This is a genomic window from Pseudomonas cimarronensis (assembly GCF_049331905.1).
Classification (GTDB): domain Bacteria; phylum Pseudomonadota; class Gammaproteobacteria; order Pseudomonadales; family Pseudomonadaceae; genus Aquipseudomonas.
This window is the reverse complement of the sequence record NZ_CP186283.1, coordinates 2,034,634-2,048,777: the sequence shown is the minus strand read 5'-3', so window position 1 is coordinate 2,048,777 and position 14,144 is coordinate 2,034,634. Positions and strand designations below refer to the sequence as shown.

Sequence of the window (14,144 nt, the reverse complement as noted above, 5' to 3'; positions counted from 1 at the left end):
ACAACCGAAATTAACAAGCCTCACGTATTACTTGAGACAGAACATCGCAAGTTTTATTAATTTCTGCTTCTGTAAGCGTCGGATGAACCAAGAACATCATGCTGGTTTCGCCCAGCACTTTGGCAACAGGCAAGCGATCTACCGGACGCCAACCGGTATCATCGAAAGCCTTCTCCAAATACACCTCGGAGCACGAGCCCGAGAAACAAGGCACGCCCCTAGCGCTGATTTCATTGAGGATACGGTCACGATCCCAACCTGGTTTCAAAGCAGCCGGCTCAACAAAAACATAACACTTGTAGGCCGCGTGTGTGATATCAGCAGGCGGCACAGGCACACGTAAACCGGGGAACACATGTGCGGTTGACCAGATACGTTGAGCATTGGCCAAGCGTTGCGCGTGCCAACTTTGCATACGCTGCAATTGAATACGGCCAATAACAGCCTGAACTTCCATCATCCGCCAATTAGTGCCAAAGCTTTCATGAAGCCAACGAAAGCCCGGCGCATGTTGACGCTCGTAAACTGCTTCCCAAGATTTGCCGTGATCCTTGATCGACCACATGCGTGACCACAGAGCGCGATCGTTGGTGGTGACCATGCCGCCCTCACCGCCAGTAGTCATTATCTTGTCCTGGCAGAACGACCAGGCACCGATATGAGCAATCGAGCCAACCGGGCGGCCTTTGTAGTGCGCGCCATGCGCTTGGGCGCAATCCTCGATCACTTTCAGATCGTGTTCGGCGGCCAGCGCCATGATAGGGTCCATATCGCAGGGCCAACCAGCTAGATGCACGCAAATAATTGCGCGAGTTCGCGGTGTGAGCACGGTGCAGATGGTGTCGGCGGTGATGTTCTGCGACTCGCTATCGACATCTGCAAAAACCGGTATCGCCCCAGCATTGACAATGCTCGACACCGAAGCGAGGAAGGTGCGCGGCGTAACAACCACCTCATCACCAGCGCCTATACCCAATGCCTGCAGAGCCAGGTCCAAAGCAACGGTGCCATTGGCCAAGGCAATGGCGTGCTCGCTGCCAGCCCATGCTGCAAATTCTTTCTCGAACTCACGGCACTCATGCCCCGTCCAGTAGTTGACCTTGTTAGAGAGAATTACATTGCGAACGGCATTGGCCTCTTCCTCAGAGAACGAGGGCCAAGGGGAAAACGGGGTGTTGAGCATAAAACCTCTGGTTACCTCATCCTTTTGGCTGGCACACCAGCCACGGTTACATCATTCGGAATATCACTGACAACCGCCGAACCCGCGCCAACCATTACGCGCTCACCGATGCGGACCAATTGACGAACGCAGGCACCGATACCGATCCAACTCAAGTCACCCACATACACACCACCAGCTAGCCGTGCACCGGGGCTAATATGCACAGCATCGCCCAACGCACAGTCATGATCGATGCTGCAGCCAGTATTGAGAATGGCACCCTGACCTATACATGCCTTGGCGTTCACCACAGCCCCAGCAAATATCACCGTTCCCTGACCAATAGCGGCGTAGCGACTGACGATGGCGCCGGGATGAACCACTGTAACCACGCAAGCCCCCGCCGCCTGCAACTCAAGTAGTTTTGCGTAGCGAATACAGTTATTACCGATAGCCACCACAACACCATCAAAGTCGGCTAACCGGGCCATTAGAGCGGCGCTATCGCCCACAACCGACCAAACAGCATTTTTCTGAAGTCCAGGCCAAGCATCATCAAAAAACTCAACAGTCTGCCACCCACAACATTCGGCGGTATCAGCGACTACTTTGCCATGCCCACTTGCCCCTAGAATGGCCAGTTTCATCACGACTTTCTGCCAGTGAATTTGGCCATGGTTGCCTCCCCATCCGCACTGATACCGTCGCGCACAATTACTTTTTTGATGGTCAAGAGGATGATTTTCAAATCCAGCAAGAATGAACGATTGTCCACGTACCAAATATCCAGCTTAAACTTCTCGTCCCAACTCAGGGCATTACGACCATTGATCTGAGCCCAGCCGGTCACTCCTGGGCGTACCTCATGACGTCGATACTGCTCGGGACTGTAAAGCGGCAGATACTCCATAAGCAGCGGACGCGGACCGACCAAGCTCATATCGCCTTTGAGCACGTTCCACAACTCCGGCAACTCGTCCAGGCTACTGGAGCGCAGAAAACTGCCAAACGGAGTCATGCGTTCAGAATCAGGTAACGGGTTACCTGCTTCATCAATAGCATCACGCATGGTGCGGAACTTGATCATTTCGAATGGCTTGCCATTCAGGCCCGGACGTACCTGACGAAACAGTACAGGAGAGCCAAGTTTGCGACTGACCTTCCAGGCAACAACCGCGATAACAGGTGAGAGCAACATGAGGCCAAAGGCCGAAGCTATTATGTCGAACGGACGTTTAAACATCAGACTTTCTTTGCCCTAGCCAATTTTTTGAATATCTGCCCAAAGCGGCCAGCACCCACGTTCAAGGCAAGCTTTTCCTGATAAAAGCGACGGCTGTTTAATGCCATTGCATTGCGCTCGTCTGAGCTAGCTTGCATCAAGGACAACGCGGCATCTGCAATTGCCTGAGGATTTTCTGACTCCGCGATTTGACCACAGCAACTGTCTCGTATCAGATCAGCAGCGTCGCCATCTACCGCCATCAGGATCGGTTTGCCAACTGCCATGTAGGCCTGGGTCTTGGATGGAATAGTGATGGTGAACAGAGGATCTTTTTTCAGGTGCACCATAAGCGCGTCCGCAGCGCTGAGATAATTACCAACCTCAGTCATTGGCACGGGGGGGAGGAAAGTTACGTTGGAAAGAGACTGTTCTATAGCAAGTTGTTGCAGACGCTTCACTTCTACACCACCGCCGAGGAAGACAAAGATCAAGTCCGGGGCTAGCTGCTGCAGTAACTTGGCAGCAGCTAGCACTGCATCCAGCGCCTGTGCCTTGCCCATATTTCCGGCGAACAGAATACGAAACTTATCCTTGCCAAAAAACTCAGTAGGGACAACCCCATGCGAAGCCGTCAGTGAATCTTCGGCGCACCAGTTGTAGATCACCTCGATTTTGTCAGCCGGCACGCCTCGTTCGATCAACAGCCGTTTGAAGCCTGGTGACAAAACCACCAATTGATCCGCTCGTCGATAGACCCAATCACATACTCGAGATACAACGCTCAGAGCTTTCTCGTTGGAAAACATCCCCGTGGCACGTAAGGTATCTGGCCACATGTCCTGAATATCGTAGGCGACTGGCACGCGACGAAACAGACGAATCAGTACCGCCGTGATGCCCACGGTAAGGGGTGGATGGTAGGCATAGATAACATCTGGACGCTTGGCGGCGAACAAACCGTAAAACAGAGAGCTAGCTGCGAAACTCACATAATTGAGCACTCGTCCCACTGCGCCCTGATCATGACTGGGATAAAGCGGTAAGCGCGTCACCCGGACACCATCAATCAGCTCGCGTTGCAGCCACTTGAGCCTGTAGCCAGGATAGATCTTACCGCCCGGGTAATTGGGAAACCCGGTCACAACCTCAACCTCGAAACCCTGCCTAATCAACTCACGAGCAAAGTCCATACCTTTGAAAGTTGGCTCAGGTTCGAACCACTGTGTTAGCAAGAGAACACGAATAGCCACGCGACTCAGTACCTCTTCCAGACAGTACGCATCACATAGTCACGATAACTGTGCACGATGCGTACTACCTTGTCGGCCACGTTAGGCATGCTATATTCGCCCACCAGGCGCAGGCTGCGTTCTTCCCCACGGACCTGGCTTTCCAGAATTTGTAGCGCCTGCATTACGCGCTCAACCTCCAGCCCGACCATCATCACCGCCGCTTCCTCCATGCCCTCCGGGCGTTCATGGGCCTCACGGATATTCAATGCCGGGAAGTTGAGGATCGAGGACTCTTCATTGATGGTGCCACTGTCCGACAGCACCGCCTTGGCGGTGAGCTGCAGTTTATTGTAGTCCTTGAACCCCAACGGCTTGAGTAGACGCACGTTTGCATGAAACTGCACGCCCATAGCGTCCACGCGCTTCTGGGTACGCGGGTGGGTGGAGATGATCACCGGGTAGCCATAGTGCTCAGCCACAGTATTGAGCACCTCAACCAGCTTGAGGAAGTTCTGGTCAGAATCGATGTTTTCTTCGCGGTGGGCGCTGACCACAAAAAACTTGCCTGCTTCCAGCCCCAGCCGCTCTAGTACGTCAGAAGCTTCAATGCCATCACCGTAGTGATTGAGCACTTCGAACATCGGGCTACCGGTCTTAATCACCATATCTGGCGGTAGCCCCTCACGCAGCAGGTAATCGCGGGCAATGGTGCTGTAAGTCAAATTAATATCAGCGGTGTGATCGACGATTCGACGGTTGATTTCTTCAGGCACGCGCATATCAAAGCAGCGGTTACCAGCTTCCATATGAAAAGTCGGGATCTTGCGACGCTTGGCTGGAATCACCGCCATGCAGCTATTGGTATCGCCCAACACCAGCAAAGCCTCGGGTTGCACTTCAGCCAGCACACGATCCACAGCAATGATTACATTGCCGATAGTCTCGGCACCTGATGCGCCTGCGGCGTTAAGAAAGTGATCCGGTTTACGAATCCCCAAATCATCAAAGAAAATCTGATTCAGTTCATAGTCGTAATTCTGACCGGTATGCACCAACACATGCTCACAGTGCTCGTCCAGTTTGGCCATAACCCGCGACAAACGAATAATTTCCGGGCGAGTGCCTACCACGGTGACAACTTTCAGCTTTTTCATTGCAAATCCTTGTTCAAAGCGACTTAGGCTTTGGTGCCAACCGGACGAGTGAAGGTGTCTGGATGCTCACGGTCGAAAATCTCGTTAGCCCACAGCATCACGATCATTTCCTCATCGCCGACATTGGTGATGTCATGGGTCCAACCGGGTACTGTCTCGACGATTTCCGGTTGCTCACCATCGGTGAACAACTCATAAAACTCGCCCGATGCAATTTGGCGAAACCGGAAACAGGCCTTACCCTTGATGACCAGAAATTTTTCAGTCTTGGAGTGGTGGTAATGCCCGCCACGGGTGATACCGGGATGAGCAGTAAAATAGGAGAACTGCCCGGAATCTTTGGTCTTGAGCATTTCCACGAATACGCCACGCTGATCGCCATACTTCGGCACTTCATAGGTGAAGCGCTCGGGTGGCAGATAACTAAGATAAGTGGAATACAATGCCCTCATCAAACCAGTACCAACTGGCTCGGTGATCATCGACGTACGACTGTCGCGGAAGGTATTTAGTTGCTCTGCAAGTTCGCCGACAGTAATGCTGTACTCCGGCGTGACATTAACGAAGGATTGCCCAGCCTGCTGACCCTCCATCACGGCAATGAAACACTTAATTACATCGTCAATATACACAAGACTGATACGGGCCTGCGGATCATTGATCTGTACCGGTAAATCACGCGCAATATTGTGGCAAAAAGTCGCAACCGCTGAGTTGTAGTTTGGGCGCGCCCACTTGCCAAATACATTCGGCAACCGAAAGAGATAGACCGGCGAGCCATGCTGGGCAGCCAGCAGTTGCATGGCTTCTTCAGCCCCACGTTTACTGATCCCGTAGGGGTTGTTCAGCTCCGCCTGGATGGAGGAGGTATATAACAACGGAGTCTGGCGACCACTGGATACAATCGCATTGCAGAGCGCATGGGTCAGATCTGTATTGCCGCGCTTGAATTCATCAGGGTCTTCGGGACGATTAACCCCTGCTAAGTGGAAAACGAAATCTGCTTGGGCCACCAGGGCCGGCAGCACAGCCATTGAATCATCGCGGGTGAAACGCAACACATCAATGTCGCTGCGCTCACCAAGGTGAGCCAGCAAGTTCTTGCCTACAAAGCCATCAGCACCCGTGATCAGCACTTTCATCGCTTATTCCTCGGCCGCTGCGTATTCGCCACGCTGAATGGCGCGCATGAAATCCAACTTAAGCAGCAAGCGCTGCATACCCTCAACATCCAAGCGTTCAGTGTTATGCGAGTTGTAATCCTCGGTACGGGAAATCTTTTCCTCCCCCTGTTCCACGAACTTGGAGTAATTCAGGTCTCTTAGGTCTGGCGGCACACGGAAGTATTCACCTCGATCCTCGGCACAGGCCATTTCTTCACGGCTAAGCAATGCCTCGTAGAGTTTCTCGCCATGACGGGTACCGATCACTTGAATCGGATGTTCAGGCTTACCAACCAATGCAGTCAGCGCCTTGGCCAAGACCTCCACTGTAGCGGCGGGAGCCTTTTGCACGAACATATCGCCATTGTTGCCATGCTCAAAGGCGTACAACACCAGATCCACGGCATCCGCCAAGGTCATCATAAAGCGCGTCATGTTCGGATCGGTGAGGGTCAGCGGTGTACCTGCACGTATCTGCTCAATAAACAGCGGAATAACCGAGCCGCGCGAGGCCATGACGTTACCGTAGCGAGTACCGCAGATCACCGTGCCAGTTCCTTCGAGATTACGGGACTTGGCAACCATTACCTTTTCCATCATCGCCTTGGAAATCCCCATGGCGTTAATCGGGTAAACAGCCTTATCAGTACTCAGGCAAACAACACGCTTGACGCCATTCTGGATAGCAGCTTCCAGCAGGTTTTCAGTACCCAGCACGTTGGTCTTAACCGCTTCCAGCGGGTGAAATTCGCAGGACGGTACCTGCTTCAACGCAGCGGCATGAAAGATGTAATCCACACCGCGCGTGGCATTCAGGATGCTCTGGTAATCACGGACATCGCCGATATAGAACTTCAGCTTAGGACTGGCATAGCGCTTGCGCATGTCGTCCTGTTTTTTCTCATCACGGCTAAAAATACGGATTTCAGCGATATCAGTGTCGAGGAAATTTTTTAGAACAGCATTACCGAAGGAGCCGGTGCCGCCGCTGATCAAAAGAGTCTTTTTCTTGAACATGAGATTTCGCTTATTTAGAAAAGTGTGTAGCTAAGCCAGCGCGACAAATCCCATCTTTCTGTTCAGGGTTGGGATAATTAATCAGTACCGCGCGATAGGGCCCCTTGAAAACAAACAGGCCGCCAGCTGAAGCACCGACTACACCACACTCAGCCACCAGCGCCTCTATATCTTGGTGCGAACCAGCCCCCCCCAAAAGTGTGAGAGGAACACGCAACTCCTGCCTCATTCTTGCAGCCAACGCCAGGTCATAACCCTTCATCTGACCGTCCCGATCAATTGAATTGATCACAATTTCCCCGGCTCCGGCTTCCTGCATTCTCAGAGCAATTTCAATCGGGTCACCCTTATGAACCTGCTTACCGTTGCGAGTGAAGACTTCATAACCTTTGGAGAACAACCCGGTTCTCTTCCGTACATCCAATACCACCACCACGCTCTGCCGGCCAACAGCGTCGGCGGTTCGTGTAACAAGGCTCACATTCTCTACGGCCGCCGCGCTCATGGCGACTTTCTCAACACCGAGACCAATGATCTTCTTGGCTTGCTGTGGGCTACGCACACCGCCGCCATAACAGAGTGGCATACGACACTCAGCGGCCAGATTGGCAATCATGCGATAGTCGGGCTCAGCCCCATTGACTGTTGCGTCGATATCCAGCACAACCAATTCGTCCGCCTCTTTCTCATTGAAGATCTTGACGGCATTGATTGGATCACCAACATACTTAGGGTCCTTAAATTCGACTGTCTTGACCAGACCGCCCTGATGAACCAGCAAGCAAGGGATTATTCTCGGCCGCAGCATCTTAAAACTCCGCGAAATTCTTCAAAAGCGCGGCCCCCCAGTGATGACTCTTTTCCGGGTGAAACTGCACGCCATAAACGTTGTCGCGCTGTACTGCGCAATCAAACTGAAAACCGTAGTCAGCCCTTGCCGCGCTATTTATGGCATCCGAGCACTCAAAATAGTATGAGTGCAGAAAATAGAAGCGCGCATCGCCTTCAAGCCCCTTGAACAAAGGTGAACCACTTGCAGGAGCGACATCATTCCAGCCCATGTGGGGCATAGGCAATGCAGCCGAGGCGACGTTGCCAGCAAAACTGCGGACACGGCCATCGATCCAGCCAAGGCCTGTGCCAACGCCCTCTTCGCTCGAGCAAGCCAGAATCTGCATCCCGACACAGATACCTAAAACAGGGATCTTATCGTCTAGCACCAATTGCTCCAGCGGCTGACGCATTCCAGATGCATCTAGCAGCTCCATCGCATGATCAAATGCACCAACGCCCGGAAGGATAAGCCTGCGCACATCACGCAAATCATCCACTGTCTTGGCACGCACTGTCTCTATACCCAAGCGCTTGTACATCGTCACAAAGGCCTGAATGTTGCCCAACCCATAGTCAACAATATGGATCATCGGAACAGCCTTCTCTCAAGGCCAAGCCTGCGCATTATATTTGCCCCAACACCGATGAACCAACGCTTGTTCTTGTAGTCTCGATAGGTTTTATTTTCGCCTTCAAATATCGCCTGAAGCTCCGCAACGGTGAGGCCAAGCTTGTTGGCCACATACTCAAATTCCTGCTTAAGAAAATGCTCATCCATCTCCGGCTTAGAGAGACGCGCCAAGGCTTCATCACGGGTCATCTGGCCAGTCATGATCAGGCTGGAAAAATGCGCACGACGCTTGTGGAAACCGAATTTGCGAGGCATCCAGTAGTCTTCGTAGAACCGGGTGAACCGAGACTCATGATGTTTGTGCTGAAATTTTTGCCACCCAAAAAGGCGCTCAAGCTCAGCTTCAGCATCCTTCTTGATATAAGGAACCAAGTTGAGCGGTTTGACAACAGTCATACCCAGTAATTTCTGGTAAAGCACTTTGTAGATAAAAATATCTACCAACGGAAAAGTCTTTAACTCGCGAGTGCCAAATTTACGATGAATATCTTGAAAAAGCGTTTTGTCAATTCCAGGATACCCCCCCCACTCCTCCGGCTCACGGCAACACTCTGTAGAGAAGTTGGCCCCCGTGATTACATACTTTATCTGATGCTTGCGGGCAAACTTATAGAGAGAAGAAAAGAAAGCGCCGTCCTGCGGCAAATCCTGATCTGCAATCTGCGACCGCAGGAAGGCCAACTGAAGATCCTTCATTTCCTGCCAATTAATCACATCGGTATAAAGATCGAGGCCCAATCCGTCGACCAGTTTTTCGATATTCCCGACCGCCTGATCAGTGTTCCACCCCGCATCCACGTGGAAAAGTAGTGGACGCAACCCCATCTTTTCCTTGGCAACATAAGCGGCATAAGAGCTATCCAGCCCACCACTCAAGCCAATGATGCAGTCGAAATCTTTACCTTTTCCTTCAGCCTTAATCTTCTCTGCCCAAACAGCTAACTCAGCAGCACCCTGCGCATCAGTATGCCAATTAGGTTTAATTTCACTCCTGAAGTTATTACAGTAATCACAATTTCCATTTGCATCAAACGAAATCCCCGGATCACTCGTATCCATAATACAACTGATGCATATCTGATAGGGACGCTGGCCATCATTATTCATAATTATATATCTACCAAAATCAATATTATAAAAACAAAACTAACGATACAATCTGGCGGCAAGCGACTTATAATCAAGATGGTGTGCCGCTATATCAGCCGAGCCTTGAGCCATCAAGGACAAGTCTTTGCTATTTTTCACTGCGATCTGAAATGCCTCTTTGAGTGAAATACCACTACCCACAAGCCACCCATTATCACTTACAAACGGCTTATGACTAGGCACATCATCAAGTATCACAGCACATCGACAACATAGACTCATTTGCATGGTAGCCGACTGAGTGCCTGGCTGAACATAAACATCCGAAGCACAGAGCAAGTCACGAAGTTCGTCAGGCGACTTCCATCCCAAAAAACGAATACGGGAATCCTTATGAATAAAATCCTGCACCGCATCTGCAATGTCGCCCTGCAAGTGACCTGCAATAAAGAAACGCAAATGAGGCCCTTCTAGAGCAGAAAACTCAGATAAAGATTCTAATAGCTTCTTTGTACGATCAATCTTTCCCGACTGAATAAAGACAATCTCATCAGAGCAGATGCCATAGCGCTCTCTTACTCTCAGTCGCCTATCAGAAAACTCATCATCCGCGTAAACCTTCCCACCAAGCGGAAAAAACTCAATCACTGCTTGTGGCAAACCATAAAAATCGCGTACAAAATTAATTGTATCGACTGAAATACATAGAACCTTATCGATGCTAGAGAGACAGCGCTTGATAATTGGACGATAGAAGCTTAAGTGCAAAAAATACTTAGATATGAAAGTCCGCGCACTATTATTAAAATCCTCATGACTGTCCACGTAAAGCTTAACGGCAGGATGTGACAACTTATAACTCGCAGCAGCAAGCAACTCCCAACCACAAAGACCATGAAAAAGTATTACATCTGGGGCCTCCCTTTCAAGTAGCTCATATACCCCAGGATGCATCCTTAATTTTCTCATCACAGCATGCGGCAGGAATTTTCGATAGGGCAAACGAACAACCTTTGCCCCATCGCTACCAATATATTCCCCAGGCTCCAAGTACGAAATACGCCGGTCTTCACCATAAGTTTCCGTGGAGGCTATTACTACTACCTCATGACCATCCAAAACATTTTGAGCAACCAGTTCATTTTCTTGATAGGCATATCCATCAATATAAAAGCAAGAAACACAAAGATGAACGATTTTCATAAAAAACCTTCTGCACGCAGCAGCGCGCGCGGATCGTTGAAAGAGGCACCCAACCGGCAGAGTTCGGAATCCGAAAAATTCCACCATTTCATTTCAAGAAGGGCCTCAACGACATCATTATCGAATCGGAAGCGAATCAATCGCGCTGGATTTCCAGCAACTATTGAATAAGGCGCAACATCCTTCGTAACAACAGCCCCCATTCCAATAACGGCACCGTCACCAATTGTAATACCGGCTTTTACAAACACCCCTTCACCGATCCATACATCATTACCAACCGCTGTCCGAACAACCGGTAAATATTTATGGCTTGCAAATTTCGCTTTCACACTGTCTTTGTGAGATAAAAACACTGGACTGGTCGAAACAAACTCCGTCGGATGCCTTACCCCACCAATTGAAACCCGGCTTGCAATAGAGCAAAAGGCACCGATGTCGCAATTTAGTATCGAACAGTCATAACCGCAGAACGAGTACCTGGATACAGTCGAGTTAACAACGGTGCTTCCTGATTCGATTTTTGAAGTATCATGAATGCAACTTAAAACAATTGAATTGCCACGAATTTTCTTGAGCAGCTTGGAATAAACATAAGCCAGCGATAGCATTTTATTTCCTCAACCCAACCACATCATTTGAAATATTTTTACAGTTAACCTTCTTGAAGAATAACGCAAAAACCATTAAGAAGAAAAAACCACCAAAGGAAAGCATTCCAGTAAAAAGAGAACCATTTGTCAGAGTTAACGACAGCGGTAACATTACAAGCAACACAAGCTCTGACTGCACCCCTCGTGCAACCCAATCCAGAACAACCAGGAAAAATGAAAAGAATAAAAATACTAAAATCACTCCAAACAAACCAAAACTCGCCAAACCATCGGCCGCTAGAAAATTGGCATTAGCATTTAATGTAGGAATTCCCAAATACTCCTCCCCCACCAAATGACCGATTGACGGCCACCTTGAGTGCAGATAATAGTTAAGCGGCGTTTCTAAAAATACATTAACACCCGTTATATGAGTCCCAAACGTATATCCATAGTCAGCAAAAAAATTACTATAGTGCGCAAGGAAAACACCAGGAACAAGAAGTGAACGAATACCGAGATACCACGCTACAAAGCCTGCTATCGCTGAGCTTTCGTAAAACAACGTAGCCAAGAACAGAGAGAGGGAAAATACCGTAGCAATAAGTGAGGGCGACAAGAAAAAAAACGCATTAAGCCGCATACAAAAAAACAAAGACAGAATAAAGAAAGGATATATAAAGACAGCTTTCTCTGCCGTTATCATATAAATAACAACTGACCCAACGAACCCGACAACCACAAGAAAGACGTTCCTTCTTACCAAACCAAATGCCAACAAAAATGGTGAAAACACATATCCGAAATAAGTTTGTATGTAACCCTCAAACAACCCCCCTGCCTTGCCTCGCTCACGCTGCAAGTATATTTCATCCAAACCAGAAAAGCTCATAACAGAGCCAAACTTAACAACCAAAACAGTCAGGCATGCAATCCAAGCAATCAAAATAAAAGACAGTAAACCCTTGGTTTCTTTTCGAGGCAGACTTGGCCACGTTAAACTTCTTGCTACTAGACATGCCACTGCAAACCCTATGGCCACCGAAAATAGGAGCGGATAGTAGAAGCCACTATCGGGGGCCTGTAGTCCTACTGTCGCAACAGCAGCCGGTACACAAACAAAAAGATAGACCACGACCAAAAATAGTGACGAAGGGCATTGAATTTTTTTTGGCAAAAAAACAGCCCAAAAAGCCAATACAAAACATAGAGCAAGCACATCAATGAAATCAATACCACCAAAAGAAAAACCATATTCAGCCCACTCGACTGATGCGTATACTGCAAGGCAGTAGCTGAGCACGCCAGAATAGACAGCAGAAGATATAAACAGAATCACTGTAGAAATTAATACATGGCGATAATATATCACCAGCGGCGGAATGGGACTCAACGTTGGCTGCATGACATCCACGACCCTATCTATCCTGCGAAAATTAATGCCCAAGCAATTGCAAGCAACAACGCAATCCCAATCCAAGCCCCCGTCACACCAAGGCCGCTTACTACTCTTCCGCGTATCACAACCCAACTACATTGCGCGCACCTGAGCGCAAGCCAAAGATATATAGAGTAAAATAATGCACCCGAAAGTGCATAAGCCTCACTAAGAGGAGTATTAGCAAATTGCACTGCTAGCAAGACCGAAGACACGCGTAGGATCAAGCCAAATAGCTGCAGAGCGAACGCGGCTTTCTGATGCCCAGTAACGTGTATAACCATTGATACAGGTGTAGCGATAAATTGCATGACGAACCATGGTGTCATCCACGCCACTAGCCAGCCTGCACGCCCCCAGCCTTCGCCGAATACTGCCTCGAACAGTAGAGGGGAAAGAATCCCTATAGCCAGCAGAGGACCTACACCTGCCTTTACCAGCCCCCCGAGAATATCAGCGGTAAAGTCACCCAAACGGCCTTCGCGATACTCTTCAGGTGCGCGCGAGAGATAAACCTGTCCGATTGCGGATCCAAAGAGGGACATGGGTGCCTGAATAACTGTCATCGCCAAGAGGAGATAACCCGCCTCCGGACCAGCCGCCAAAGCTGCGACCATAATTACCGGAAGCTGAATCGCTGCACTGTTAGCCAAAGCCTCCCATGTCGAATACTTCGGAAAACGACTGTAATCACGCCATGCCAACTTAAGTGTCGAATAGCTCAGTTCCTTTGCATTCTGCCTGAAATGCTCGTGACGCAGGAGCCGCACCCCAAGAATCAGAAATGCCGCGCCCGTATTCAGCAAATAACCAAACAGCAGGCCAATAGGGCCAAAACCGAAACCGGCCATGCCAACCTGGGTACCTGCGCTCGCAGCTGACTGCGCAACCCGACTCTGGGCAATTAATGAAAACGCCTTTTCGCGCACGAACCAGTTTTGTAACGCGCTATATGCGCCTGCCAAAAAGATACCAACCGGTAATAGCCAGAGATATGGCTGCAAATCCAGTCGTCCGATGATTTCTGGCAACCACGAGGGCTCAAGCAGCAACAAGACACCGGCAACCAGCGAAACTAATACGGCACACCCCATGGCAAGTGCCAGTAGATTGAACGCCTGGGCATCGCGCCCGGGCATCGGGATGGCGATGTCGAAGCGTAAGCAGGCTACAACTGCGAATATGGATAATAAACTCGAAAATACAGCGAGGAGGCTGAAGTCGGCCGGGGTGTAAAGGCGGGTAAGGATGGGCAATGCCAATGCGGTAATGACATGAGCAAAGGCTGCGCCACTCACAAGCACCAACACCGAGCGCACAAAGCCGCCCTGTCCAATCATTCGTTGGAACCAGCTTATCGCCATTACAAGGCCATCCACCCTATTGCCCACCGAGCAAAA

14 protein-coding genes are annotated in these 14,144 nt (G+C 49.9%); all 14 read right to left on the bottom strand.

What is annotated here, in order from left to right; translation table 11 throughout:
• Window positions 1-10: 10 nt before the first annotated feature.
• Genes ACOCLD_RS09510 through ACOCLD_RS09445 form a run of 14 tightly spaced genes read right to left on the bottom strand, consistent with a single transcriptional unit; the run spans window position 11 to window position 14,108 of the window.
• Window positions 11-1,183, bottom strand: coding sequence for a DegT/DnrJ/EryC1/StrS family aminotransferase (locus ACOCLD_RS09510; RefSeq protein WP_422911707.1), 1,173 nt, complete (start codon window positions 1,181-1,183; stop codon window positions 11-13).
• 11 nt (window positions 1,184-1,194) lie between these two features.
• Complete coding sequence (locus tag ACOCLD_RS09505) at window positions 1,195-1,815, bottom strand: acetyltransferase (RefSeq protein WP_422911706.1); 621 nt, start codon at window positions 1,813-1,815, stop codon at window positions 1,195-1,197.
• Window positions 1,812-2,408, bottom strand: coding sequence for a sugar transferase (locus ACOCLD_RS09500; protein WP_422911705.1), 597 nt, complete (start codon window positions 2,406-2,408; stop codon window positions 1,812-1,814). The genes ACOCLD_RS09505 and ACOCLD_RS09500 overlap by 4 nt, the downstream gene beginning before the upstream one ends.
• A complete protein-coding gene (locus tag ACOCLD_RS09495) occupies window positions 2,408-3,640 on the bottom strand; it encodes a glycosyltransferase family 4 protein (protein ID WP_422911704.1) in 1,233 nt (410 codons plus the stop codon). Before ACOCLD_RS09495 ends, ACOCLD_RS09500 begins: the two co-directional genes overlap by 1 nt.
• A gap of 5 nt (window positions 3,641-3,645) precedes the next feature.
• Window positions 3,646-4,776 carry a non-hydrolyzing UDP-N-acetylglucosamine 2-epimerase gene (wecB, locus tag ACOCLD_RS09490; RefSeq protein WP_422911703.1) on the bottom strand — a complete coding sequence of 377 codons (1,131 nt, stop codon included), beginning with the start codon at window positions 4,774-4,776 and terminating at the stop codon, window positions 3,646-3,648.
• Window positions 4,777-4,799: 23 nt separating this feature from the next.
• Window positions 4,800-5,918 (bottom strand): UDP-2-acetamido-2,6-beta-L-arabino-hexul-4-ose reductase, encoded by a 1,119-nt coding sequence (gene wbjC / locus ACOCLD_RS09485; RefSeq protein WP_422911702.1) that lies wholly within the window; start codon window positions 5,916-5,918, stop codon window positions 4,800-4,802.
• 3 nt (window positions 5,919-5,921) lie between these two features.
• A complete protein-coding gene (locus ACOCLD_RS09480; protein ID WP_422911701.1) occupies window positions 5,922-6,956 on the bottom strand; it encodes a polysaccharide biosynthesis protein in 1,035 nt (344 codons plus the stop codon).
• Window positions 6,957-6,966: 10 nt separating this feature from the next.
• Window positions 6,967-7,764, bottom strand: a complete 798-nt coding sequence (locus tag ACOCLD_RS09475; RefSeq protein ID WP_422911700.1) for an AglZ/HisF2 family acetamidino modification protein — start codon at window positions 7,762-7,764, stop codon at window positions 6,967-6,969.
• A gap of 1 nt (window position 7,765) precedes the next feature.
• Window positions 7,766-8,380, bottom strand: coding sequence for an imidazole glycerol phosphate synthase subunit HisH (gene hisH / locus ACOCLD_RS09470; RefSeq protein ID WP_422911699.1), 615 nt, complete (start codon window positions 8,378-8,380; stop codon window positions 7,766-7,768).
• On the bottom strand, window positions 8,377-9,528 hold the full coding sequence (locus tag ACOCLD_RS09465) for an N-acetyl sugar amidotransferase (RefSeq protein WP_422911698.1): 1,152 nt from the start codon (window positions 9,526-9,528) through the stop codon (window positions 8,377-8,379). The genes hisH and ACOCLD_RS09465 overlap by 4 nt, the downstream gene beginning before the upstream one ends.
• Before the next feature lie 39 nt (window positions 9,529-9,567).
• Window positions 9,568-10,713: a glycosyltransferase family 4 protein gene (locus tag ACOCLD_RS09460; RefSeq protein WP_422911697.1), complete on the bottom strand. Its 1,146-nt coding sequence runs from the start codon at window positions 10,711-10,713 to the stop codon at window positions 9,568-9,570.
• Window positions 10,710-11,324 (bottom strand): CatB-related O-acetyltransferase, encoded by a 615-nt coding sequence (locus tag ACOCLD_RS09455; RefSeq protein WP_422911696.1) that lies wholly within the window; start codon window positions 11,322-11,324, stop codon window positions 10,710-10,712. The genes ACOCLD_RS09460 and ACOCLD_RS09455 overlap by 4 nt, the downstream gene beginning before the upstream one ends.
• A 1-nt stretch (window position 11,325) precedes the next feature.
• On the bottom strand, window positions 11,326-12,720 hold the full coding sequence (locus tag ACOCLD_RS09450) for a hypothetical protein (protein ID WP_422911695.1): 1,395 nt from the start codon (window positions 12,718-12,720) through the stop codon (window positions 11,326-11,328).
• Between the two features lie 8 nt (window positions 12,721-12,728).
• On the bottom strand, window positions 12,729-14,108 hold the full coding sequence (locus ACOCLD_RS09445) for a lipopolysaccharide biosynthesis protein (protein ID WP_422911694.1): 1,380 nt from the start codon (window positions 14,106-14,108) through the stop codon (window positions 12,729-12,731).
• Window positions 14,109-14,144: the final 36 nt, after the last annotated feature.